Source organism: Pseudobacillus sp. 179-B 2D1 NHS, from assembly GCF_045370945.1.
Classification (GTDB): domain Bacteria; phylum Bacillota; class Bacilli; order Bacillales; family Domibacillaceae; genus Pseudobacillus.
This window is the reverse complement of the sequence record NZ_JBIQDP010000005.1, coordinates 66,275-91,009: the sequence shown is the minus strand read 5'-3', so window position 1 is coordinate 91,009 and position 24,735 is coordinate 66,275. Positions and strand designations below refer to the sequence as shown.

Below are 24,735 nucleotides of genomic sequence, written 5' to 3'. Positions count from 1 at the left end.
AGTGAAAGCAGGACCTAAAGGTGCTGCTCCCTATTATTTATATAAGTGAGGAGTTAAATAATGAGTAAAGTGCTTATTTTCGGACACAAAAATCCGGACACAGATTCTATTTGTTCTGCGATTGCGTATGCGGCTTTGAAAAAAGAATTAGGAGTAGAGGCAGAGCCTGTTCGTCTTGGTGAACTGAATGGCGAAACAGAATATGCATTAAATCAATTTAATGCCGAGCTTCCAAGACTAATTGACAAAGCAGCTCCAGAAGCAGCGCACGTTATTTTAGTAGACCATAATGAGCGACAGCAAAGTGTAGACGATATTAATGATGTGCGTATACTCGAAGTAATCGACCATCATCGAATCGCGAATTTCGAAACGAGTGACCCGTTGTACTATCGCGCTGAACCAGTAGGCTGTACAGCTACTATTTTAAATAAAATGTATAAAGAAAACGGCGTCGCTGTTCAAAAAGACATCGCGGGCTTGATGCTATCTGCGATTATTTCCGACTCGCTTTTATTCAAATCTCCGACATGCACAGAGGAAGATGTAAAAGCTGCTCAAGAACTGGCAAGCATTGCAGGTGTTGATGCTGAGGAGTATGGGCTTGCTATGTTAAAGGCAGGTGCTGATTTAAGAAGCAAGTCAACAGAAGAGTTGGTCTCACTTGATTCCAAAGTATTTGCGATGGGAGACTATCAAGTAGAAGTTGCACAGGTAAATGCTATTGATGTATTGGATGTATTGGCACGCAAAGAAGACATCGAAGCGGCTTTAGAGCGCACAATTGCAGAAAAAGGCCTCGATTTATTTTTATTCGTGATCACAGATATTTTAAACAGCAACTCCGTCGCAATTGTAGCGGGTAAAGAGGCAGCAGTTGTGGAAAAAGCATACAACACACCGATTTCTGATGACAGAACGATCATCCTTGAAGGTGTGGTATCACGAAAAAAACAAATTATTCCAGTTTTAACGGATATTTTTCAGGGTATGACAAAATAATAAAGACAGAAGCATGACCGAGCTGAGGCTTGTGTCATGCTTTTTTTTGAAAAGAAAAATTAGATAGAAGATTAAAATTATTTAGAAATAATAAAATTGGATTGACAACTTAAGTTAAACGCAATATGATTAAGTAGTTTCACTTTTTCGAAATAATTTATGCCTATTAAATTTTTTGATAATACTGCAAATATAAACTGGGCATGAGAAGGAAGGAGATCTTAAATTGGATAGCAATCAAAAGAAGAAGATTGCCGAAAGTGTACCTCAGACTGGCTTTTTTGGTCATCCTAAAGGTTTATCCACTTTGTTCTTTACGGAGTTTTGGGAGCGTTTTTCATATTATGGAATGAAAGCGATTCTGCTTTATTATATGTATTACGAAGTTTCTAAAGGCGGGTTAGGTCTTGATCAAGGCACGGCGGCCGCTGTTATGGCAGTTTATGGCTCACTCGTTTATATGTCTGGAATTATCGGAGGATGGCTTGCTGACCGCCTGCTCGGTACATCGAAAACCGTCTTTTATGGCGGTGTGCTTATCATGCTTGGACACATTGCCCTTGCTTTCCCGGGTGGTGTAACCGCTTTATTCATTTCTATGGGATTGATTGTTATTGGTACGGGCCTTTTGAAACCTAATGTATCAAGCATTGTCGGAGATATTTATGCTGATGAAGGTGCGCGCCGTGATTCTGGTTTTAGCATTTTCTACATGGGAATTAACGCTGGAGCGCTGATCGCTCCATTAATCGTTGGTACAGTTGGTCAGGAGTATAATTTTCATTTGGGCTTTAGCCTTGCAGCTATCGGAATGTTCTTAGGCTTGGTTGTATTCGCTGTAACAAAAAAGACCAGACTTGGTTTGGCCGGTACTTATGTACCTAACCCGCTGACGGGAGAAGAAAAAAAGAAAGTCTTTATTCAAATCGGTATTGGCACCTTAGTGATCGTTATTTTAGGTGCAATTGGAATGACAACTGGCTTATTAACTATTGACCGTTTTATTTTGCTTGTTAGTATTTTAGGAATTATTATTCCGGCTGCTTATTTCATTATGATGTACCGCAGTCCGAAAACATCAGAAATAGAGCGTTCTCGTCTTCTTGCTTACATTCCTTTATTCATAGCGGCTACTATGTTTTGGGCGATCCAGGAACAAGGATCTATTATCCTGGCAAGATATGCCGATGAACGGACGCAGTTGGACTTTGCAGGAATGCATTTACAATCTTCTTGGTTCCAAACATTAAACCCATTATTTATCGTTGCATTTGCACCTGTTTTTGCTTGGCTGTGGGTCAAGCTAGGCAAACGCCAGCCGTCTACACCAAAGAAATTCTCGCTTGGTCTGCTGTTTGCTGGGTTATCATTCCTTGTAATGATCATACCGGCCTATGTAAATGGAACAGAAACACTAGTTCATCCAATGTGGCTTGTACTTAGTTTCTTCCTTGTTGTTATTGGCGAGCTTTGCTTATCGCCTGTTGGGCTTTCGGCAACAACTAAACTGGCGCCAGCTGCTTTCTCAGCCCAAACAATGAGTTTATGGTTCTTAACAAGTGCATCTGCCCAAGCAATCAATGCACAAATCGTTCGTTTATATAAACCAGAAACAGAAATTATCTATTTTGGTGCCATCGGTGCTGCTTCTATCGTTCTTGGATTGATTCTTTATCTCATATCCAAGAAAATTCATACGATGATGAAAGGCGTTAACTAAAACGTTAACACCATTGCTTCAATTGATAGAAAAGCCATTTGCTAGTTTGACTAGCAAATGGCTTTTTTTGTCTCTCTTTTGCTATAGTAGAAGCAGAAAAGCGTGACAATGAGGTGGGAAAATGACAGAAAAACTATTTTATGAAGATGCGTATATTCAGTCTTTTACTGCAAATGTTCTAGAGGAGGGCGTAGATGAAGCAGGCCGAAGATTTGCTGTTCTGGACAGCACAGCTTTTTATCCGGAGGGTGGCGGCCAGCCGTGCGATACAGGAAAGATAAATGGCATAAGGGTAACGGACGTTCAATCTGTTAACGGAGTCATTCGCCATTATCTTGAAGAGGAGCTTGGAATGTCGCGCGAGAAGGTAAATGGAGAAATCAATTGGGAACGCCGTTACGATCATATGCAGCAGCATGCGGGCCAGCATATTTTATCGGCTGCGTTTGAGGAATTATTTGGAATTTGCACAACAAGTTTTCACCTGGGGGAAAAAACAGTAACGATAGATTTAGATACGGACTCTTTGACAGAGGAAGTGCTTAAGAAGGCGGAAAAGAAAGCTAATGAAATTATTTTAGAAAACCGTGCAATTGAAACGAAGTGGATAACCTTTGGGGAGGCTTCTCGCTATCCGTTAAGAAAGGAATTAGCTGTGACGGGGAATATTCGACTCGTTATCATTCCGGACTTTGATTATAATGGCTGCGGGGGAACACATCCACGCAGCACAGGTGAGGTGGTGGCGATTAAGCTGTTGAAATGGGAAAGGCAGCGCAAGCACGTTCGTTTGGAATTTGTTTGCGGCGGGCGGGTGCTAAAGCAGCTTGGAGAAAAGCAAGCAGTGATCCGAGAGCTTTCCCGTCTGTTGAACAGCCCTCAGGACAAGATGACTGGGGCAGCCCGTCAGTTGCTTGAAGAGAAAAAGGCATTACAAGCCGCACTTGACGAAGCGAAGGATCAACTGCTTGAGCATGAAGTAAAGGTGTTGCTGCAAAAAGCAATACATAAGGAAGGATATAAGCTGCTCGTTCAAGTATTTCGGAATCGCACAATACAGGAGCTTCAAAAAATGGCGCGGCTAGCAATTGAAAAGGATGCGGGAGTTGTCGCAGCCTTTGTAGCAGAAAATGAAAACAAGCTCCAGCTTACCGCGGCTAGTGGGAATGAAACGACGAATATTGATTTAAAAAAAGCGGCTTCTTTCATTTTCCCGCTTATTGAGGGGAAAGGCGGCGGCCAGCCTCACTTTATTCAAGGTGGCGGTCAACGCACTATGCCTGGCGAGGAATTAGCTAAAGCTTTTGAAGAGATCTTGGCCTCTGCGTCTCTTCAAATGGATAAAAAGTATTAGTTTATTAGAAGAGGGAGCAACAGGTTGAGCAGGAAGTTTATTGAAACTTTTTGCTCTTTTTTTCGTAAAGAAAATAAACAGAACGGAGGGGGATTATGGATAAAGAAAAAGCGAAACAAATAGCGAGCCGGTTTGCTGTGGATTATGAGCAGCTGGTGAAGGCAGTTAGTTGGGGAGTCGATAAACGCCAGCTACTGTCCATTGTTGCCCAATATGCAGCCGCCGGACGGACATTTTCAGCGAAGGAATTTTTGCAGCTTTCTGATCATATTAAAGCAAACTCGGGATGGTTGTCCGGATTGAAAGGTTCTTTTAACTATTCAATGACTGCTTTATTATCGACCGGTTTTGATGACCCATATAGTGGGTTTGAAAAGATGCAGCACAGCTATCAGTTGCTCGTGGATCATGGCTTTCGGAAAACAGCATTTACATACATTGCAGCCATTACGTTAGTTTCTATTACAGAAGATACAGAGGAAAGAACACGGACTGCCGTACAGGCAAAACAAATTCATAAAAAAATGAAAAAGAACCATTATTTCTTAACTTCTCAGGATGATTATCCGCTCTCTATTCTCCTGGCCCGGCAAGATCAGGGTGAATTGATAGATAAGATTGAATTTTACTATTCCAAATTAAGCGAAGGACCGTTCTGGAAGGGAAATGATTTGCAGCTGCTGTCCCACATTCTTGCACAAAGCAACAGTAATGACTGGGAATCGCTTGTTGAAAGAACATTTCGCTGGTTTGAAGAATTTCGTAGCCGTGGATTAAAAGTGAAAGGTCTTCATTACCCATTGATCGGCCTGTTGGCTTTGACAGCTTCTCCTCAGGAATTGATAGAAGAAGTATTGATATTAGCGGAGACGCTTAATCAGGAAAAGCTCTTTAAATGGTACAGAGACATAGGGCTTCTGATTGCCGGCCAAATCGTCGTGCGGGAAAAAATCTCCGAGGATCAAGCGGCCTTTACAAGTTTCGCAGTTTCCATTGAAGCAGTACTACAGGCCCAGCAAGCAGCGATGATTGCTGTTATGTCAGCTGGGGCGGCCGCTGCTGCTTCTTCCGGCGAATAAAAAATTAATTGACAGAAAAGTTAATCACCTGTAAGATAAGGGTATTGAATGAATAGTAAGCGGGCATGGAAAGTCACTTCTATAAAGACTTCCTCTTTATGATCAAGTGAAATGGCCATTCTGCTGTAATATACGTAGAAACTGTCAAATCTGTTCTAGTCTCAAGAAAAGGAGACAAGGGCGCAGATTAAGCCAGTGATATCTTCTGCTATGGGGATATTGCTGGCTTTTTTCGTTTCACTTTCCATCATAAAAATACGAGGAGGAAAAGAAACATGTGTAAAAAAACTGGTTGTGGAAAATGTAAAAACTGTCCAATGTTAGCTGCTGTCCAAGAAAGAAATGCACAAAAGAAACTAGCTGTTTTAAAAAGTGAGTCTAAATAATTGTATCCAATATGATTTGAAGTAGTCACTCCTGTTTAAGGGGTGACTATTATTTGTGTCCTTTTAATGTTGTTTTAATAGCGTTTATAAAAATATTCTTGCAATTCTATATTTTTTATGATAAATTTTTTGTATCCAATATCCAATATGGATGAGGTTAATCTTTCTTATCAGGGGGTCTATCTATGAGTTTTCAGCCCTCGAAGGACAAAACGACTGTCGTCAGTTATGTAACTAAAAACTTAAGACAGGCGATTTTAAATGGAACATTCGAGAAGGGAGAGAGGCTGATCCAGGAAGACTGGGCAAATACTTTGAATGTTAGCCGGATGCCGATCCGAGAAGCGCTAGCCCAGCTTCAAACCGAAGGTCTGGTGAAGCTTGTTCCACATAAAGGGGCAATCGTCACTCCGATTACAAAAGAAGATATTGAAGAAATTTATCATTTAAGATCTTATTTAGAAGGGCTTGCTGTTGAGAAATCTCTTCCTTTTTTAACGGAGGAAGATAAACAGGAGTTAAAAGAAATAGTAGAAAAAATGGAAGCGTTGCAATTGTCAGATGAAACAAATGATACCTATATTGCTTTAAATGAAAGCTTCCATAAGTTGCTGCAAAAGGGCTGCCCTTGGCCAAGGCTAACAAAGGCTGTAGAGAATTTGGGGATTTCTCCGATTGCTCCGAGTCTGCTGGCGGATTATTACTCGGAAACGCAGAAAGAGCACCGGTTTATCTATGAAGCAGCTGTCAGAAATGATCCTGCCGAGCTGCGAGCTGCAGTAGAGTATCACCTTTTGCGAACAAAAAATAATTTAATTTCTTATATGGCTGACTTAGAGTCGGCTGATGAACATCTATCCAAACAATAAAATCTATAAAATAGAGAAACGATGAAGGAGAAGATAACATGTACGACTTCGCTATTGTTGGCGGTGGGATCGTTGGATTGTCTACCGCAAAAGCGCTATATGAACGGTATCCAAATGCAAAGGTACTTTTAGTTGAAAAAGAAGCCGAGCTGGCAGCCCACCAAACGGGCCATAACAGCGGAGTAATCCACTCGGGCATTTATTATAAACCGGGAAGCTACAAGGCGCGCTTTGCTCGTCAAGGAAGCAAATCCATGACTGAGTTTTGTAAGAAGTATGATATTGAACATGACATTTGCGGAAAAGTGATCGTGGCAACGAAGGACGAAGAGCTGCCTCTTTTGGATAATCTGTATGAACGTGGCCTGCAAAATCAACTGGATGTAAAAAAGATTAGCAAAGAAGAGCTGAAAGAAATCGAGCCTCATGTAAACGGAAAGGCTGCCATTAAAGTAGCGGCGGCTGGTATTGTGAACTATAAGCAAGTAACAGAAAAATTTGCGGAAATTGTTCGCGAACAAGGTGCCGACATCCGTTTAAATACGAAGGTTGAAAACATTGGTGAATCCAATGATGGCATTACGATCGAAACGAATAAAGGCACATTCAGAGCGAGGTTTTTAATTAACTGTGCTGGTCTTCACAGCGATCGGGTGACGAAGCTTGCTGGTTACAAAACGGATGTAAAAATTATTCCATTCCGTGGAGAGTACTATAAGCTGATCCCTGAAAAAAGACACTTGGTAAAAAATTTAATTTACCCCGTACCAAATCCAAAATTCCCTTTCCTTGGTGTTCACTTTACACGGATGATTGGCGGAGAGGTAGATGCAGGTCCGAATGCTGTTCTTAGTTTTAAACGCGAAGGATATAAATTATCCGACTTTAATTTAAAAGACTTTGCTGAAGTCATGGGTTATCCGGGCTTCTGGAAGCTGGCAAGCAAGTTTATGGGTGAAGGGCTGGAAGAAATGGCGCGCTCTGTCAGCAAGGCAAAATTTGTAGCGAGTCTTCAAGAGCTCATTCCAGAAATTCAAGCAGAGGACTTGGTGCCAGGACCAGCAGGTGTTCGAGCCCAAGCGGTTAAAACGGACGGCGGCTTTGTCGACGATTTCCATATGATTAACGGAGAAAATAGCATCCATGTTTGCAATGCGCCATCACCGGCTGCCACAGCTTCGATTGAAATTGGCAAAGAGATTGTCAGCCAGATTACTGAACAACATCATTTAACAAGCGCAATTAGTTCGTAAGCGGAAAGGGGAATTTTTTATGATTAACTCAAAAGTAATGTTTATTGCAGGACACGCACGTCTGCCGCAAGGGATGGCAGCGAAGAGTGTGTTTGATACATTAACAATCACCGCAGAAGTTGACACCAAGTATGGAGTGATCATTGAAGCTTCCTGTACGCTGGCAACGGAACATGGCAGGGAATTTATCGGGCAACTGTTGAAGGGAGTCAGTCTGAAAGACGGGATCGAGGAGCCGCTAAAGCAGCTACAGCAATATTATAAAGGCAAAGCTGCTAATGCACTCGCTGCTGCCTTGAATGATTTACACCTTCATTATCAGCAAATAGCGAAAAATTCGAAATAAATAATTAAATATATTGACAATTATGTGTCGGTCACATACAATGATGTTAACTAGAATTAAATATTTGCCTTTTGAAAATAGCCTTTTCAAAAAACGCGAATATTACTATAGAACGATGTTTGAGTGGAAAATAAAATACCAAACTGAAATATTTACTGTGACTCCAATTCCATGGAGCAATGAAGTAATTATTAGCCAGTTTACTATCCTTGGACGCAAAGGGTGTAAACTGGCTTTTTTTATTTCCTACCCAGACAAAAACATTATTTTTCTACAAATAGGAGGAATTATTAATGAGTACTTTAGAAAAACAAGGCAAGAAATTCATTCAGAAAACAGCAGCTTATGAGGTGAAATCTCATCCGCAAAGCGATCGTTTATACCACATTGAGCTTGAACCTAAAGTGATCAGAGAATTTTTGGCAAAAGTAAAAGAAGAGGAAGTGTCTGTTCAGCATTTGGAGTATACTCCTTACGCACGACTTATCGTTGCTGATTACTTGCTTCAATTGACAGGAAAAGAGTTTCAAGACATTTTGAGAGGGATTGTTCATGACCGCGAAACAGGTGGTTTCACAATTGGTCTGCAAGGAGAAACGCTTGATACAGATGATTATGTAATTTTCTCTACAGCGATGACTCATATTGTTGGAACACCGAATTTCGACTCCATGACAGGTAAATATTATGCCAGATTTACTGTAGCTCATACAGACAACAGTGATTCTTACCTTCGTCAAGCCTACCGTCTGTTCACATTGCATACGGATGGAACATTCGTTGATGAGCCAACTGACTGGTTGTTAATGATGAAAATGAAGGAAGAAAATGCAGTGGGAGGAGAGTCGCGTTTACTGCACCTTGACGACTGGAAAGAGCTTGAGAAATTCTCAACTCATCCACTTGCTACTTATAAATTCACATACAAAGCGCCAAGCAGCAAAAACGTCAGCCAGGAAGTACAGCGCGCTACGTTCTTCAATGATAACAACAAGCCTTGCATTTGCTTTATCGACCAATTTGCTTATCCGGAAACAATTGATGAAGCGAAGTATTTAAAAGAGCTTTCTGATTCCATGGAAAGTGATGAAAGTGTTATTGAGCTAAAACTTCCAGTTGGTGACCTTGTTATGCTGAATAACTTGTTCTGGCTACATGGCCGTGCAGCATTCGAAGTGAATCCGGAATTAAATCGCGAACTTCTTCGTCAACGTGGTAGATTTGCAGAAATTTAATTAACTCTTATTGAAGAGAAAGAGGAGGTGGCTATTAGGCTGCCTTCTCTTTTTATTATTTAGAAAAAGTATTGGTATGTAAAACGGAATGATTTATGCACTTTTGAATAGGGTGATTGTAATTTGAGAAATAAAACGAGTTTTCGTTTTACTGTTATTTCATAATCATACATTTATTTACATGGGTGATTTGTATTAAATGAACTGTTAACACCTCTGTTATCCGCTTTCTTTTAGTTTTCAAAAAAATATAATATTTTTTGTTGTTTTTTGTACTTTTGGCATGAAAATTGTATAAATATTTTAATAATTAACATTTTAAGCGGTTACAACAGGAGGAATGATATATGCAGGAAAAGGTTCAATTAAAGAGATCATTAGGTCTATGGGCAATAGTTATGTTAGGTGTCGGTTATATGACGCCTATGGTAGCGTTTGATACATTTGGAATTGTATCAGAGGAAACGGGCGGACATGTGCCGGCTTCCTACGTGATTGCTCTAGTTGGAATGCTATTTACAGCTGCCAGCTACGGAAAAATGGTTAGAGTTTACCCGGTAGCCGGTTCAGCTTATACGTATACACAAAAAACAATTAGTAAAAAGCTCGGCTTTTTTGTCGGTTGGGCTGCTTTGCTTGATTACTTGTTTTTGCCGATGGTGAATGCGCTTTTAACAAAGATTTACCTGTCAGCGCTATTTCCGCAAGTTCCTGGCTGGATGTGGGTAGTTGGATTTGTAGTGGTCGTAACGGCTGCGAACTTATTTAGTGTAAACCTGGCAGCTAATTTTAATAATTTTCTTGTGTTATTTCAATTCTTAGTCATTGCTATTTTTGTCATACTGGTTATCAAAGGGCTTGGAAATGGAGAAGGAGCAGGAACTGTCTTTTCGTTTATTCCATTTGCTGAAGAGGGCATGTCAGTTGGTCCGCTTATAGCAGGAGCCACAGTTCTATGTTTTTCTTTTCTTGGGTTTGATGCGGTTACCACATTATCAGAGGAAACACCTGATGCTGTAAAAACAATCCCGAAAGCTATCTTTTTAACTGCACTTGTAGGCGGCGTGCTTTTTATTACCGTTTCTTACTTCACGCAAATGTTTTTCCCTGATGTTTCTCGTTTCTCTGATCCGGAAGCTGCTTCACCTGAAATTGCTTTATACGTAGGAGGCAAGCTATTTCAGGCATTTTTCCTAGCAGGGACGCTGACAGGAACGCTCGCATCAGGTTTGGCTTCTCATACGAGTGTGTCGCGGTTATTGTATGTAATGGGGCGGGATAACGTTATTCCTTCAAAGTTTTTTGGATACATCCACCCAAAATGGCGGACACCTGCATTGAATGTTGTGTTGGTAGGTTTTATTTCATTAATCGCTATTTTTCTTGATTTAGAGACAGCCACCTCTTTAATTAACTTTGGGGCACTCATCGCCTTTACGTTTGTTAATTTGGCTGTTATTGCTCACTATGTAATTAGAAAGAAAAGATATAAGAATCCGAAAGACTTTATTAACTATTTAGTGTTCCCAGTTATCGGTGCAAGCATCGTAGTAGTCTTATGGATAAACTTGAATATTCATTCTCTTATTCTTGGAGTTATCTGGTCAGTTATTGGAATGCTGTATTTAATGTATATTACAAACTGGTTCCGTTCGCCTGTTCCACAAATGCATATGGAAGAAGTACACGAATTGTAAATTAGAAGATGAAGCCGGAATCGCTGGTGCAAATGTTATTGCCAGCAGATCCCGGCTTTTTTTGTTAGTTTAAAAGGTTTCTTTATGCGAAAAATAATAGGCTATGCAAATAAGCATAAAGCAGCAATGTAAAAAGAAAATTAGGAAGCTTCTAGAAGCCCGTCTCTTCAAGGGGAACAAGATTTTAAATTTTTTGAAGTTTTGGCACGGAAATTGCTTCTATAATAAGCAACAAATAAAAATGAGGTGTTATAAATTGGGTACGAATGTACAGACAGCAGAGACTAAGACAACAGCAGGACAGCATCATAAAGATAATCCGCAAGAGGAATTTAAGTTAATTCTAAAAGAAGCGGTAGAAATTCTTGGTTACTCTGAGGAAGTATTTGAATTTTTAAAAGAGCCGATGAGATTTTTGGAGGTTAATATCCCTGTCAAAATGGATAATGGCGAGACAAAAATTTTCAAAGGCTATCGTGCTCAGCATAATGATGCAAACGGACCGACAAAAGGCGGCATCCGCTTTCATCCGGACGTGACAGCAGATGAAGTAAAAGCATTGGCTGGCTGGATGAGCTTAAAATGCGGAATTACCGGACTTCCTTATGGAGGAGCTAAAGGCGGGATCATCTGCGAACCACGTAGCATGAGCGCAGGTGAGCTGGAGCGGTTAAGCCGTGGATATGTCCGGGCGGTGAGTCAGCTTGTCGGACCGACAAAGGATATTCCAGCACCTGATATGTATACAAATTCACAGATTATGGCATGGATGCTCGATGAATATGATCATATTAGAGAATTCGATTCACCAGGATTTATTACTGGGAAGCCGCTTGTTTTAGGTGGCTCAGAAGGACGCGAAACAGCGACTTCAAAAGGCGTTCTATATACACTGCAAATGGTCAGTGAATTAAAGAACATGCCGCTTGAAGGAATGAAAGTAATCGTACAAGGGTTTGGAAACGTTGGGGGTTACCTCGCGTACTACCTGCATGAATTAGGAGTGAAGGTAGTTGGAATTTCAGATGCTCTTGGTGCGATTTATGAACCTGAAGGTCTTGATATTCCGGACCTGCTTGGACGCCGTGATTCCTTTGGCATTGTTACTGGCCAGTTTGAAAATATAATTACAAATGAAGAGCTAATTGAGCAGGAATGTGACGTGCTTATTCCGGCGGCAGTTGGCGGAGTCATCACTACAGAGAACGCTGACAGACTGAAATGTAAGTTTATCGTTGAAGCGGCTAACGGACCAACAACAAAAGAAGCGATTCAAATGCTTGATGAGCGTGGCGTTTTAGTTGTTCCTGATATTCTTGCCAATTCCGGCGGAGTCATCGTTTCTTATTTTGAATGGTGTCAGAACAACCAAGGTTACTATTGGACAAAAGAGCTAGTAGAAGAAAGATTGAAAGAGAAAATTCATGCGAGCTTCTTGAACGTTCAGAATACTGCCGAACAATTTGGCATTAACATGAAAACTGCTGCTTATGTTGAAGGGATCCGCAAAATCGCTGAAGCTTCAGGATTGCGCGGCTGGATTAAGCTTTAATTAGCAGGCAGCCGTAAAGAGAGAATATAAGGGATGAGGTGGTTAAATCAGGGGATTCCGTCTAAGCATACAAAGCAAAATGATCGGGAAATCATTGGCAAAAGGCAGGCAAATGGGAAAAGCGACGACGGAATAAAAGCTGATTTGGCCCGGGGAGGGTAAAAATAATTTTGAAAGCGGTTGTCCCACTTATATAAGGAAAAGGAGATGAGTACCATTGTTTGAAGAATTGATTACCAGCCCGTATAACGGAGTAGTTCAGCAAGTTCTTGTGAAGGAAAACGTAAGAATCTATGAATGGGAGCCGCTATTTATAATTAAGAACGAAAAAGGAGAAATGCTTCCAGTTAAAGTGGGTGTCAGCGGAGAGATTCAATCGCTCGAAGTCCAAGAAGGGGACAAAGTCATTCCCGGCATGGTACTCGCTTACGTGAAGGAAGAATTAGTAGTAAGTGCTTGTGATTGATGAATAATCTAGTAGAGGAAGATGGTGTTTCCATCTTCTTTTTCTATTATTCTGTAAAAAGTTTGCTAAAATAATAGAAAGGGGACAGCTGAGAGGGGGATCGAAAATGTTTACGATTGATGAAAACAAATTAAATCCGATTGTTTCTATTCCGGTGGAAGATCAAGCGGATAACAGCTTCATAGACATTAGTGCAATCAAAGAACCATTTGTATTTATGAGTGAACATGGCAAGCTTACTTCTTACGTTCATTTAAAGAGTAACCGTCTGGCGCATAAAAGAGAAGTGACCTTCCAAACGCTGTTGTCTCAGTCCATTCCGATCGAACAAATCTATCATGTGAACAAAATTATTTCATTGCCTGTTATTTTTCAGGTGATCGGTGAGACGTTAACGATCATCAATGATGAAGAAGGGTCGCCGATTGGTTATTTAAAACGGGAAGAACTGCTGGCTGAGCTATTTAAACAAGAGGAGCAGGGAGTCAATTTATTTAAAACGCTGCTTACCTCTATTCCAATGGGAATGTTTGTAGTAGACAGAGAAAAGAAGATCATCAACTGCAACGATGCCGGGTTAAAAATGATAAAGTCGACTGCTGAAAAGGTGATGAATAAACCTGCAGAGTCTGTATTTGAGCGAGAGCATATTGAAAGTGTGTTTGCGACCGGAAAAACAATTTTAAACCAGGTGCAGCTGACAGATGAAATGGGCGTCCTTCTCGACTATTGTCCAATTTCAACCCAGGATCAGAAAATTGAAGGAATGCTAATTGTCGTTCAGGACATTCCTACCATTGAAGATATGGCAATGGAAATTGAAGATATTAAAAATCTTAATACGGATTTAAATGCTATTTTATCTACTATTTATGATGAACTGCTCGTGGTGAACAGCAAAGGTGAGCTCATCCGTTACAGTGAAAATGTAATCAGTGGATTTTGGGATACAGATTTACAAGACATGCTTGGGAAAAGCCTTCTTGAACTAGAGAAGAAAGGGATGTTCAGTCCTTCCGTGACGAGGCTAGTCATGGAAAAAAAGAAAAAAGTATCGATTGTTCAGGAAGCAAGAAGCGGCAGAAAGGTGCTGGCAGTCGGCAATCCTGTTTTTAATGAAAAGGGAGAGATTGATCGCATTATTATCGCTTCTCGGGATATTACAGAAACTTCTCGATTAAAAGATGAATTAAAAGAAATGAAAAAGATTTCTGAGAAATATAAGAAAGAGCTTGATACGTTTAAAAATCAAGATCGAACGCTAAAAAAACTAATGTATCGCAGCCCGAAAATGGAAAAGATTATTCTCCAGGTAAAGAAGATAGCCGAGTTTTCTTCTACCGTATTAATAACAGGAGAATCCGGGGTCGGGAAAGAAGTAATTGCCCAGGCGATTCATCAACTTGGACGTCGCTCAGAAAAGCCATTCTTGAAGCTAAACTGCGGGGCCATCCCGGAAAACTTGCTTGAAAGCGAACTGTTTGGCTATAAAAAGGGAGCCTTTACTGGCGCCGACAAAGAAGGCAAGGACGGATACTTTAAAATGGCTGATCAAGGCGTGCTTTTCCTCGATGAGATCGGTGAAATGCCCCTTCATTTGCAGGTCAAATTGCTGCGCGTATTACAGGAGCAGGAAGTTATCCCAGTCGGCAGTACCGTCGCTGAGAAAGTGGATGTGCAAATTATTGCGGCCACCAACAAGAAGCTTGAACAAATGGTAGAACAAGGAACGTTCCGGGAAGACTTATTTTACCGACTGAATGTTATCCCGCTTCATATTCCTCCTCTGAGAGAGAGAACAGAGGATATTTCAGTACTTGCTTTTCATTTTCTCCAGCAGCTTAATGAAAAGTATGATAAAAGTTTTTATTTAACACCTGATGCCATCAACGTGCTTGAATTCTATTCGTGGCCGGGAAATGTGCGTGAACTGCAAAACATTATTGAGCGGCTCGTCGTTTCTGCTGATGATCAGGCGATAGATGCTGAATTTGTCAGCCAGTTTTTATCGCTCGGTTATGATTTTAAAAAGGCACGGCCAATTATTACAAGGGTCGTTCCGCTGCAGGAGGCGCTTGAAGATGTGGAAGAGCAGCTGATTGTACTCGCCATGAAGCAATATAAAACAACGACAAAGGCAGCTAAGGCGCTTGGAGTAAGTCAGTCATCCGTGAGCCGTAAATATCAGAAGATTATGAGCAGCAGAAAATCTGACAATGAAGCGTCTCTTTATTAATTGCAAGCTGTTCAAAAGCTAGTGACTCACTGCTTTTGAACAGCTTTTTTTATATGTGGCAAAAATGTGTCTAAAAATGCTTATTTTCATCAATTTATTCATAAATTCATACATTATGCTAAATTGCATAAGAGCGATAAAACTCCTAATTTTTGTATGGAATAAAAAGCTTGATAGCACGCAGTTTTCAAAAATATTTTAAATATTTCAACTTGGCACGATAATTGCATTATATAAAGCAAACGGAGAATAGGAGGATGAAAAGCATGTTAGAAACGCAGGCTGTAAAAACTCTTGATTTGAAAATGTACATTAATGGGGAATGGACAAACTCCAGTGACAATAAAACACGTGAAGTATTCAATCCAGCTACTGGTGAAGTAATCGCTCATGCGGCTGAAGGTACTGTCGCAGACGCCAGAGCAGCTATTGCTGCTGCCAGGGAAGCATTTGAAAGCGGTGTCTGGTCAGATCTTCCGACTGTTGAACGCGCTGCATACTTATTGAAAATTGCAGACAAAATCGACGAAAAAGCAGAAGAGCTGACAGCACTAGAAACAATGAATAATGGTAAGCCACTTCGCGAAGCAGAAGGTGACATGGCAGATGCTGCAGCTTGTTTCCGTTACTATGCTGGTATGATCACTCAACCGGACGGCGAAACGTACCATGTAGCGGACCCAATGCAAGCGATGGTTGTGAGAGAGCCAGTTGGCGTATGCGGATTAATTGTTCCTTGGAATTACCCAATGCTTATGAGTGTTTGGAAAATTGCTCCGGCGTTAGCAGCAGGAAACACAGTTGTTTATAAACCTTCTGAAGTAACACCGGTTACACCGACAAAATTAATGGAAATTATCGAAGAAGTAGGCGTGCCAAAAGGCGTTATCAATATGGTACACGGCGCGGGCCCTGTTGTTGGAAATGAAATTGCTTCTCATAAGGATGTAGACATGGTGTCTTTCACTGGCGGTACAAAAACAGGAAAACACATCATGAAAACAGCTGCCGATACGATGAAGAAAGTTTCCTTGGAACTTGGCGGAAAATCACCAAATATCATTTTTGCTGATGCTGATTTTGAAGTGGCAGTAGATTACGCATTGTTCGGTATTTATTGCGGGTCCGGCCAAGTATGTTCATCCGGTTCAAGAATTCTTGTAGAAGAAAGCATTTACGATAAATTCATCGAGCGTTTCACAGAGCGCGCGAAACAAATTCAAGTGGGCAATGGAGCAGACCCAGAAACAGAAATGGGACCGCTTGTCAGCCAGCAGCACATGGAAAAAGTATTAAGCTACATTGAAATCGGTAAAGAAGAAGGAGCTCGCTTGCTATTCGGTGGAGAGCGTTTGACAGAGAACGGACTGGATAAAGGCTTCTTCGTAGCTCCAACAGCGTTTGCTGATACAACACAAGACATGAGAATCGTTCAAGAAGAAATTTTTGGGCCGGTAGTAGCGATTCAAAAATTCAAAGATGAAGCAGAAGCTATCCGCTTAGCCAACGATACGGATTATGGTTTAGCAGGTGCTGTATTTACTATTGATGGAGCGAAAGCACTTCGTGTGATCAAGAAATTGCGTGCGGGTATTACATGGATCAACTCCTACCATCCAACTTACAACGAAGCTCCTTGGGGCGGTTATAAGCAAAGTGGTATCGGCCGCAGCTTAGGAACATACGGATTGGATGAATTCCAAGAAATTAAACAAATCAACATCAACTTAGAAGTAGAACCAGTAGGCTGGTTTAAAAACTAATCAAAAATTGCAGGAGTGGAGATATAAATGAGTACAAAAACAGAATTGAAAAACAACGAGCAAATGGCACAAGTGAACGATTATATTAAACAAGTACTTGATATGATCGAAAAACAAGAGGTAACAGCAGAAGAAGCACAATGGGTAACAAAAGAAACAGTTGATAACTTCCGTGACCACGTCAACCCAGGCTTCCTTGCTTATCGTAAAACAGTAACAGAAGGTGGACAATTCGCAGCAGTTGAATGGTCTGACGAAGGTTCTTGTTTTACTGATATCAACGGCAAGAAGTACATTGACTGTCTTGGCGGCTTCGGTATTTATAACGTTGGCCATCGCCATCCAAAAGTTGTTAAAGCTGTAACAGATCAATTAAACCGTCAAGCTCTTCACAGCCAGGATTTACTTGATCCGCTTCGTGCGATGCTTGCTAAAATTTTAGCAGACATTACACCTGGCGATTTGCAATATTCTTTCTTTACAAACAGTGGAACAGAAAGCGTTGAAGCAGCATTGAAGTTGGCAAAAATGTACAGCGACCGCTCTACGATCATTTCAACAACACGCTCTTTCCACGGAAAAAGCTTAGGATCGCTTTCCGGTACTGCTAAAGGGGTATTCCGTAAGCCATTCCTTCCATTGATTCCTGGATTCCGTCATGTGCCATACGGTGACATCGACATGATGAGAAAGACGTTTGAATCTTGTGCCCTTGTTGGCGAAGATGTAGGCGCAGTAATCTTGGAACCAATTCAAGGTGAAGGTGGTATCATTATTCCTCCTGCCGGTTACTTGAAACAAGTAAGAGAATTGTGTGACGAGTATGATGTTGTCTTAATTTTTGATGAAGTACAAACTGGTATGGGTCGTACAGGAAAAATGTTCGCAGCTGAGTTATACGAAGTAACGCCTGACATCATCTGTCTTGCAAAAGCATTCGGCGGCGGTGTAATGCCAGCTGGAGCAGTTGTTGCAAACGAAAAAGTATTCAAAAACTTATTCGACAACCCATTCATGCATACAACAACATTCGGTGGTAACCCACTTGCTTGTGCGGCAGCGATCGCTACAATTGGCGTACTAATCGAAGAAAATCTTCCAGAAAGAGCAGCTGAAGTCGGCGAGTACTTCTTGAAAGGCTTGAAAGAAGCTGCTGCTGAGCATGGAGATAAAGTGTTAGAAATTCGCGGCCAAGGCTTAATGATCGGTATCGAGTTCCATAAAGATGAAATCGGCTATGAAGTATCAAAAGGCATGTTTGACCATGGCATCCTTGTAGCTGGTACACTAGTTAACTCAAAAACTATCCGTATCGAGCCGCCATTGACAATTAGCTATGAAGAAGTAGACACAGTAATCAATACATTTAAAGAAGTATTGGCTCAAGTAGCTGTACAATAAAAAAGAACCCCCCGGTCCTTGTACCGGGGGATTTCTTTTGATCTTAAATGAAGCATATATAGATGATCATCTATCAAAGTCATTAAAAATATATATTTCACTTTATTTGAAATCCGATATACGATAAATATATTAATTTTTATAAAGAGAGGTGGCTTTCTCGTTTGTTGAGTTCATTACTTGTAGTAACTTCTGATTTATTACGTATGGAGAATGCTAGTTTGACAAGTGCTGTTACCAGCTGAATAGTTATATGAAATTATTCATTAGATAGTTTGGATTCACGCTCGCATTAAGTTCTTTAGAAATTTGAACTACTTGCTGAAGAAAATGCTCAGTAGTTGCACTTCTAAATCTGCCTCTTAAAGTAATAAGCTCTAAACTGGATGTTAAAGAGGGAGATTCAATATCTTTAAATACAGGTAATCCCCCGCTGAATGGAAGGTATTTGTAAGAATTCGGTAAAAAGGTTACACCAACTCCTTTGCTGGCCAGAATTACCATAGGTAGCCCTTGGGTTCCCCAATACTTTACTTTTGGGGTAAATCCTACTTGTTTACACATCTTAATGATGTAGTCAGACAAGCCAGAGCCGGTAGTAGTAGTGTTTAGCAAAAAGTTCTCTTCAGCAAAATCTTTTAAATGCAGTCGGTCTTTTCTAGCAAAAGGGTGTTCGCTGTGAAGGCAAGCTACTATAGGTTCAGTAATAATAGAATATGTCTCAAAAATTTCTTCTGAAAAAGTAGTTCGAACAATAGCTGCATCCAACTGATTAGACAGCAATTGCTCTGATATATATTTAGTGTTTCCTTCAATGACATGGACTGTAACATTAGGAGCAGTCTTTTGCATATTTTCAACTATTTTCGGGATAATAATCAAATTTGCCGCTGTGGAACAGCCTACTTTGATTTCCCCGCGCATTCCTCTAGAAGCTTCATTTACTTCAACGAGCATATCGTCGACTGAGGTAATAACATTTTTGGCTCTTTTATAGAGTAGATTTCCTACATCAGTGAGTATCAGCCTTTTGTTTTCTCTTTTAAAAAGCAAAACACCCAGCTCCTCCTCAAGCTTCTTAATCATAATGCTTAAAGAGGGCTGAGAAATATTTAACTTTAGAGCAGCAGCAGAAACTCCTTGAGCTTCCACAACTGCCACAAAGTATCTAAGCCGGTTAATATCCATAGTAAGATTTATTTCTCCTTTCCCAAATAGCATAAATAATGGGCGATCGTACCGCTGCTTAAGAGAATTCTCTCACAAGCATATCTATATAAGCATTGTCTGGATATGCTTATGAAAATTGCAAGTAAGCCAATTTATATCAATAGTTATCAGAATAATTATAACATTTAATCTATTTTTAAGCTTTTAATTAGATTGGGCTGGAAGAGCAAATAAGGACTTTCCGCATAAAGAAAAATCAGGTGGTGAAACAAACAAAATATGAACATTTACCGAGAAAAGATCGAGCAATATATAGACAAAAATCAAGAACAATTAATAGAACACATACGCAATGTTGTGAAAATAAAGAGTGTCATTGGCGATGAGGAAGAAATGCAAGAATATATGAAGAGAATTTATCAAGAAATTGGATTGGAAATACATGAAGTGACTCCTAATTATCACAAGCTTGCAAACCATGAAGCGTTTGTTGATTCTGGCATTCCGTTTGAAAAACGAAAAAATATCATCGGTTTGTATAATGGGACAGGTGATGGAAGATCACTTACATTACACGGCCACGTAGATGTTGTTTCACCCAACCCTTTAGAAAAGTGGACGAAGCCACCCTGGGATGGAAAGATAGAAGGAAATAAGCTTTACGGGCGTGGATCGGCGGACATGAAGGGCGGATTGATTGCTAATTGGTTCGCTTTAAAAACACTGATAGATTTGAACATACAGTTAAAAGGAACGGTTCAGCTTCATAGTGTGATTGAAGAAGAAGCAGGAGGCGGAGGCGGAGCGCTTGCGTGTTTAGAGGCCGGATATATAACAGACGGTTATATTTCAACGGAACCCCACAATTTAAATGTAACGATAGCACATGCTGGAATTTTGTATTTCAGAATAAAGGTCATTGGCAAGACGGCTCATGCAGGCTTAGCCCACGAAGGCGTGAACGCTATAGGCAAGATATACAAAATTTATGATGCTATGGAGGCACTTAACCAGAAAAGAGCGAAGGAAATACATTTTGAGCTGTTTAATAAAGGCTCCGGCCAGTCGGTTCATTTGAATCAGGGAACACTTCATGCAGGCGATTGGGTTTCCAATGTAGCGGGACACGCAGTCTTAGAGTGTCGGATTGGGTTTATTCCTGGTGAGAGCCGGAAAGACATTAAAAAGCTAATACATGAAACGATCGAGAAAGTGATGAGAGAGGATGAATGGATGCAGCAGAATCCACCCGAAATCGAATGGTTTGGCTGGTCAACAGAGCCTTGGTATCAAGACCCGGAGGATGAGTTTGTCCAATCATTTGTCCAGACAGCTTCTAGCATTTTAGGGAAGCCAACGAAAATCATTGGCCGGGCCTCCGGGAACGATGCCCGTTTTACTCAGTATTACAACAAGCCGGGCATATGCTTTGGACCAAGGGGGAGTAACATACATGGTCCGGATGAATTTGTTGAATTGGATAGTGTCGTTAAAGTTGCTAAAGTGTTGGCGAATTATATTGTTGAATGGACGAGCAGCCCTCAGCTAAAAAAAGCCGACCAAAAGCCAGTTTTAAAGTAGAGCGTTTTTTGTATTAAAAAGCATGCAGAAAATTGAGATAGCAAAGAGGCGGAGGGATAAATAATGGTTCAGCAAACTGATTCGAAACAATATGACGCTATTATCGTTGGAGGGGGATTTACAGGTTTAGTTGCAGCCCGTGAGCTTAGTATGCTGGGACACAGTGTCACTTTGCTTGAAGGGCGGGATCGTTTAGGAGGGCGTACTTGGACTGATCACCAATTAGGAAGCAATCTCGAAATGGGCGGAACTTACGTTCACTGGTACCAACCTCATGTATGGACTGAGCTGACCCGTTACGGCCTTGAAGTGTACCAAGCTCCATCTGCTCAGAAAGCGTATTGGATTACGGGGGAGAAGGTACACTCAGGAACTCCTCAAGAGTTGAACTCTATAGTAAAAGAAAGCTTTGAGCGTTTGATGAGCCAAGCGAACAAACATCTTCCTCTTCCTCACAGTCCCTTACAATCTTCTTCTTTGCGAGAGTTAGATGGAAAATCAGTGATGGAATACCTGGAGAGTTTTACTCTAGCACAGGAGGAATATGACTTTTTAAGCAGCTTGTTAGCAACTGATTTTAATGGGTCACCGGAAGAGGGAGCCCTTACCCAGATGTTTCGCTGGTGGGCTTTTGCCAATGGAAATCGTTATGTCTTTGCTGATACGGTCTCAAGATTCAAAATAAAAACAGGAACCCGCTCACTTATCAATTCGATCGCAGCTGATATTGATGCAGACATACAGCTATCTGTAGCTGTTGCTTCTATAGACCACACAGGTGATTATGTGGAAGTTCATACAGAAGATGGCCAGTGTTATGAGGCGAGAGCGGTTATTGTTACTGCTCCATTAGCGACATTAGATAACATTCAATTTAGACCGGAACTATCGAAAGAAAAACAAGCTTTTATAAACGAAAAGCAAGTCTCAAAAGGAGTTAAAGTCTGGGCACGCGTGAGAGGAGAGATGGAACCTTTTGTTGCTTATGCCCCTTCAGAGTATCCTCTTAACTCCGTTCATCTGGATCATACAGTTGAAGGTGACAGCATTGTAGTTGGATTCGGCCCTAATGCTGATCGCTTAGATCCTAATGATCGATATGCAATAGAGAAGGCATTGCAATGCTGGCTCCCTGATATAGAAGTGGTTGAAAGCGCGGGCCATAATTGGGCAGCGGACGAATTCTCCCGGGAAACCTGGTCGATGCTGAAGCCAAACCAATTAACCTCTTATATTGAAGAAATGAGACGCCGGGAAAACGGGGTATTTTTAGCAGGTGCAGCCTATGCAAATGGATGGGGAGGATTTATTGATGGAGCGATTGAAAGCGGCATTACTACAAGCAGAAGAGTAAGTAAATATATTGCTGCAAGCAAAGCTTGTCCATCCTACAATTTGTAAAGCTGATAAACCGGCAGAAACTTCTCTGAAGATCAGGCCTTTTATTTTTTTTAAAATCCTCCATTATTTCATATTAATGAAATTTAACGGAAAAGGGGTAGCGGTTAATGTCAAAGTCTAAATTGGAATCAGAAATAACTGTTCATAATATTGGATACGAAGATATAGATGAGGTGGTAAACCTGTCCCAGGTAGTATTTGGACCGAGAATAGCATATAGGCGGGAGCAATTGGAAAGCCAATTGGAGATTTTCCCTGAAGGGCAAACCTGTATTAAATATAAAGAAAAAATCGTAGGCTCTTGTTCAAGTGTGATTGTTAACTTTGATGAATATGGAGTGCAGCATTCCTTTAAAGAAATATCAGATGAAGGATTTATTCAAAATCATAATCCGAATGGGATAAATTTATATGGAATTGACGTTACCGTTCACCCCGATTACCGTCAAATGAAGATTGGAAGGCGATTATACGAAACACGCAGAAATATTTGTCGGCAGTTTAATCTAAGAAGTATTATGTTTGGAGGCCGAATTCCTCACTATTACAAATACGCTGATAAAATGCCTGTAGATAAATATGTTGAATGCGTGATCCAAGGAAGTATTTACGATCCTGTACTCACATTCCAGCTGAGAAATGGCTTTACTGTAAAAACCATCATGAAAAATTATATTCCTGAAGACGAGGCTTCTTTAAAGTATGGAATATTAATGGAATGGTTAAATGACCATTATACTCCGCGTAATTAAGTTTCCCAAATAACAATTATTCATGAGAAATGAAAACGTTTCCGTGTATGGGAGGGAGTGCAGTATGAATACGAATGAGAGTAAATTGAAAAGGACACTTAAATTAAGGCATATTTTAGTTCTTGGGCTTGCCTACATGTCACCTTTTGCAGTTTTTGATACGTTTGGTATCATTTCTGAACTGACAAATGGCCACGTTCCTGCATCCTATGTGCTTGTTATGATTGCAGTATTGTTCACCGTTTTCAGCTATAGCAAAATGGCCAAGATATATCCTTCCTCCGGCTCGGCGTACACTTATACAAGACGAACAATAAATTCTGGTCTTGGTTTTCTTGTAGGATGGGCGGTTTTGCTTGATTATCTTTTTCTGCCTATGATCAATGCAATGTTTACCGGTATCTACCTTTCGGCTGTGTTTCCAACTGTTCCTTCATGGATTTGGGTTCTTGGAATGGTTATTTTAATTACGACGATGAATATTGCTGGTGTGAAGATCGCGGTTTCTGCTAATACACTTATGGTAATTTTCCAAGCGTTAATCGCTGCTATTTTTATTTTTCTGACAGCACGTTCTATTATTGTAGGGAATATCGGGTACTTTTCGTTTAATCCTTTCTATTCAGAAGCAATAAATTTCTCCACCGTCTTTGCAGGAGCATCGATTTTAATGTTATCGTTTCTAGGATTTGATGCTGTTACTACATTGTCAGAGGAAGCAGTCAAACCAAAAACAGATATTCCCCGAGCCATCTTTCTGGTCGCTTTTCTTGGAGGCATTTTCTTTTTGGCAGTTTCCTACTTTATGCAGAGCTTATTTCCTAGTGTAGGGGCATTGGTGCAAATTTCTCCTGACATAGAGGAAGCCTCTCCAAATATTGCTCTTTATATAGGTGGAAGTCTTTTTCAGGCTATTTTTCTTTCTGGGGCACTTACAGCCTGTATTGCATCCGGTCTGGCTGGACAAACGAGCGCCTCGCGTTTACTGTATGCGATGGGACGGGACGGCATTTTATTTAAAAGAGTTTTTGCTTATATCCACCCCAAGCTGGCAACACCGGTCTTAAATATTGTTTTAACGGGAATTTTAGCGTCTTCAGCATTGTTTCTCAGCTTACACACAGCCACATCGTTAATTAACTTTGGAGCTTTTACGGCTTTTGCATTCGTAAACTTGTCTGTTGTTTTTTACTATTTCAAAAGAAATAAAAGTCATACTATGCGCTCTGTGTTTAGTCATGTTGCTGTTCCTTTTATTGGCTTTTCACTTAATGCTTATTTGTGGTACAAACTGGATACCGCTGCTATGACACTCGGATTATCCTGGATGGCAGTCGGATTTATTTACCTTTTAAGTGCGACTAAATTCTTTACAAAAGCTCCACCGGAATTTAATTTTGATGAATCGGCGGCTGGCTGATGGGATTAATGAAGCATAAAGAAATAGGCAGTTAGGATAAAAATACTTCAAG

20 protein-coding genes are annotated in these 24,735 nt (G+C 40.6%); 19 read left to right on the top strand and 1 reads right to left on the bottom strand.

All coding sequences use genetic code 11. The features are described 5' to 3' along the window. Window positions 1–60 precede the first annotated feature (60 nt). The 15 genes from ACH0BF_RS06975 (at window position 61) to ACH0BF_RS06905 (ending at window position 18,359) form a co-directional block, all read left to right on the top strand. The gene (locus tag ACH0BF_RS06975; protein WP_120036014.1) at window positions 61–1,002 is read left to right on the top strand and encodes a manganese-dependent inorganic pyrophosphatase; all 942 of its coding nucleotides are present in this window, start codon (window positions 61–63) and stop codon (window positions 1,000–1,002) included. A gap of 226 nt (window positions 1,003–1,228) precedes the next feature. Then, entirely contained in the window at window positions 1,229–2,722 is a 1,494-nt protein-coding gene (locus ACH0BF_RS06970; RefSeq protein ID WP_120036015.1) for a peptide MFS transporter, read from the top strand. 121 nt (window positions 2,723–2,843) lie between these two features. Next, on the top strand, window positions 2,844–4,076 hold the full coding sequence (locus ACH0BF_RS06965) for an alanyl-tRNA editing protein (protein ID WP_340851400.1): 1,233 nt from the start codon (window positions 2,844–2,846) through the stop codon (window positions 4,074–4,076). Between the two features lie 95 nt (window positions 4,077–4,171). Next, a complete protein-coding gene (locus tag ACH0BF_RS06960; RefSeq protein ID WP_406909141.1) occupies window positions 4,172–5,155 on the top strand; it encodes a DUF4003 family protein in 984 nt (327 codons plus the stop codon). A gap of 571 nt (window positions 5,156–5,726) precedes the next feature. Continuing rightward, complete coding sequence (locus ACH0BF_RS06955) at window positions 5,727–6,410, top strand: GntR family transcriptional regulator (protein WP_120036018.1); 684 nt, start codon at window positions 5,727–5,729, stop codon at window positions 6,408–6,410. A gap of 38 nt (window positions 6,411–6,448) precedes the next feature. Then, window positions 6,449–7,663 carry an L-2-hydroxyglutarate oxidase gene (gene lhgO / locus ACH0BF_RS06950; RefSeq protein WP_120036019.1) on the top strand — a complete coding sequence of 405 codons (1,215 nt, stop codon included), beginning with the start codon at window positions 6,449–6,451 and terminating at the stop codon, window positions 7,661–7,663. Between the two features lie 19 nt (window positions 7,664–7,682). Then, the gene (locus tag ACH0BF_RS06945) at window positions 7,683–8,009 is read left to right on the top strand and encodes a DUF3870 domain-containing protein (protein ID WP_182917071.1); all 327 of its coding nucleotides are present in this window, start codon (window positions 7,683–7,685) and stop codon (window positions 8,007–8,009) included. A 293-nt stretch (window positions 8,010–8,302) separates the two neighbouring features. Then, window positions 8,303–9,244 carry a glutarate dioxygenase GlaH gene (glaH, locus tag ACH0BF_RS06940; RefSeq protein ID WP_120036020.1) on the top strand — a complete coding sequence of 314 codons (942 nt, stop codon included), beginning with the start codon at window positions 8,303–8,305 and terminating at the stop codon, window positions 9,242–9,244. Window positions 9,245–9,591: 347 nt separating this feature from the next. Continuing rightward, on the top strand, window positions 9,592–10,941 hold the full coding sequence (locus ACH0BF_RS06935; protein WP_340851397.1) for an APC family permease: 1,350 nt from the start codon (window positions 9,592–9,594) through the stop codon (window positions 10,939–10,941). Between the two features lie 256 nt (window positions 10,942–11,197). After that, entirely contained in the window at window positions 11,198–12,493 is a 1,296-nt protein-coding gene (locus tag ACH0BF_RS06930) for a Glu/Leu/Phe/Val family dehydrogenase (protein ID WP_406909140.1), read from the top strand. 33 nt (window positions 12,494–12,526) lie between these two features. Beyond that, window positions 12,527–12,655, top strand: a complete 129-nt coding sequence (locus ACH0BF_RS06925; RefSeq protein ID WP_406909139.1) for a hypothetical protein — start codon at window positions 12,527–12,529, stop codon at window positions 12,653–12,655. Window positions 12,656–12,710: 55 nt separating this feature from the next. Next, window positions 12,711–12,959 carry a biotin/lipoyl-containing protein gene (locus ACH0BF_RS06920; RefSeq protein ID WP_120036022.1) on the top strand — a complete coding sequence of 83 codons (249 nt, stop codon included), beginning with the start codon at window positions 12,711–12,713 and terminating at the stop codon, window positions 12,957–12,959. A gap of 106 nt (window positions 12,960–13,065) precedes the next feature. After that, complete coding sequence (locus ACH0BF_RS06915) at window positions 13,066–15,195, top strand: sigma 54-interacting transcriptional regulator (protein ID WP_340851395.1); 2,130 nt, start codon at window positions 13,066–13,068, stop codon at window positions 15,193–15,195. 266 nt (window positions 15,196–15,461) lie between these two features. Next, on the top strand, window positions 15,462–16,958 hold the full coding sequence (locus ACH0BF_RS06910; protein ID WP_340851394.1) for an aldehyde dehydrogenase family protein: 1,497 nt from the start codon (window positions 15,462–15,464) through the stop codon (window positions 16,956–16,958). A 27-nt stretch (window positions 16,959–16,985) separates the two neighbouring features. Then, on the top strand, window positions 16,986–18,359 hold the full coding sequence (locus ACH0BF_RS06905) for a putrescine aminotransferase (RefSeq protein WP_120036024.1): 1,374 nt from the start codon (window positions 16,986–16,988) through the stop codon (window positions 18,357–18,359). A 249-nt stretch (window positions 18,360–18,608) separates the two neighbouring features. Here ACH0BF_RS06905 and ACH0BF_RS06900 read toward each other — a convergent pair whose 3' ends face one another. After that, window positions 18,609–19,547, bottom strand: coding sequence for a LysR family transcriptional regulator (locus ACH0BF_RS06900; protein ID WP_182917072.1), 939 nt, complete (start codon window positions 19,545–19,547; stop codon window positions 18,609–18,611). A 261-nt stretch (window positions 19,548–19,808) separates the two neighbouring features. Between ACH0BF_RS06900 and ACH0BF_RS06895 the strand changes: the two genes are divergently transcribed. The 4 genes from ACH0BF_RS06895 to ACH0BF_RS06880 all read left to right on the top strand — a co-directional run bounded on the left by ACH0BF_RS06895 (window position 19,809) and on the right by ACH0BF_RS06880 (window position 24,683). Next, the gene (locus ACH0BF_RS06895; protein ID WP_120036026.1) at window positions 19,809–21,110 is read left to right on the top strand and encodes an ArgE/DapE family deacylase; all 1,302 of its coding nucleotides are present in this window, start codon (window positions 19,809–19,811) and stop codon (window positions 21,108–21,110) included. 63 nt (window positions 21,111–21,173) lie between these two features. Beyond that, window positions 21,174–22,511, top strand: a complete 1,338-nt coding sequence (locus ACH0BF_RS06890; protein WP_406909137.1) for a flavin monoamine oxidase family protein — start codon at window positions 21,174–21,176, stop codon at window positions 22,509–22,511. A gap of 107 nt (window positions 22,512–22,618) precedes the next feature. Then, window positions 22,619–23,263: a GNAT family N-acetyltransferase gene (locus ACH0BF_RS06885; RefSeq protein WP_340851388.1), complete on the top strand. Its 645-nt coding sequence runs from the start codon at window positions 22,619–22,621 to the stop codon at window positions 23,261–23,263. Window positions 23,264–23,327: 64 nt separating this feature from the next. Continuing rightward, on the top strand, window positions 23,328–24,683 hold the full coding sequence (locus ACH0BF_RS06880) for an APC family permease (protein WP_406909136.1): 1,356 nt from the start codon (window positions 23,328–23,330) through the stop codon (window positions 24,681–24,683). Window positions 24,684–24,735: the final 52 nt, after the last annotated feature.

Bases quoted from the DNA above. Each gene is read 5' to 3' on its own strand.
- ACH0BF_RS06975 (WP_120036014.1), top strand. From the start codon at position 61: ATGAGTAAAGTGCTTATTTTCGGACACAAAAATCCGGACACAGATTCT.
- ACH0BF_RS06900 (WP_182917072.1), bottom strand. From the start codon at position 19,547: ATGGATATTAACCGGCTTAGATACTTTGTGGCAGTTGTGGAAGCTCAA.
- ACH0BF_RS06905 (WP_120036024.1), top strand. From the start codon at position 16,986: ATGAGTACAAAAACAGAATTGAAAAACAACGAGCAAATGGCACAAGTG.
- ACH0BF_RS06910 (WP_340851394.1), top strand. From the start codon at position 15,462: ATGTTAGAAACGCAGGCTGTAAAAACTCTTGATTTGAAAATGTACATT.
- ACH0BF_RS06895 (WP_120036026.1), top strand. From the start codon at position 19,809: ATGAACATTTACCGAGAAAAGATCGAGCAATATATAGACAAAAATCAA.
- ACH0BF_RS06890 (WP_406909137.1), top strand. From the start codon at position 21,174: ATGGTTCAGCAAACTGATTCGAAACAATATGACGCTATTATCGTTGGA.
- lhgO (WP_120036019.1), top strand. From the start codon at position 6,449: ATGTACGACTTCGCTATTGTTGGCGGTGGGATCGTTGGATTGTCTACC.
- ACH0BF_RS06915 (WP_340851395.1), top strand. From the start codon at position 13,066: ATGTTTACGATTGATGAAAACAAATTAAATCCGATTGTTTCTATTCCG.
- ACH0BF_RS06885 (WP_340851388.1), top strand. From the start codon at position 22,619: ATGTCAAAGTCTAAATTGGAATCAGAAATAACTGTTCATAATATTGGA.
- ACH0BF_RS06955 (WP_120036018.1), top strand. From the start codon at position 5,727: ATGAGTTTTCAGCCCTCGAAGGACAAAACGACTGTCGTCAGTTATGTA.
- ACH0BF_RS06960 (WP_406909141.1), top strand. From the start codon at position 4,172: ATGGATAAAGAAAAAGCGAAACAAATAGCGAGCCGGTTTGCTGTGGAT.
- ACH0BF_RS06945 (WP_182917071.1), top strand. From the start codon at position 7,683: ATGATTAACTCAAAAGTAATGTTTATTGCAGGACACGCACGTCTGCCG.
- ACH0BF_RS06965 (WP_340851400.1), top strand. From the start codon at position 2,844: ATGACAGAAAAACTATTTTATGAAGATGCGTATATTCAGTCTTTTACT.
- ACH0BF_RS06880 (WP_406909136.1), top strand. From the start codon at position 23,328: ATGAATACGAATGAGAGTAAATTGAAAAGGACACTTAAATTAAGGCAT.
- ACH0BF_RS06925 (WP_406909139.1), top strand. From the start codon at position 12,527: ATGAGGTGGTTAAATCAGGGGATTCCGTCTAAGCATACAAAGCAAAAT.
- glaH (WP_120036020.1), top strand. From the start codon at position 8,303: ATGAGTACTTTAGAAAAACAAGGCAAGAAATTCATTCAGAAAACAGCA.
- ACH0BF_RS06935 (WP_340851397.1), top strand. From the start codon at position 9,592: ATGCAGGAAAAGGTTCAATTAAAGAGATCATTAGGTCTATGGGCAATA.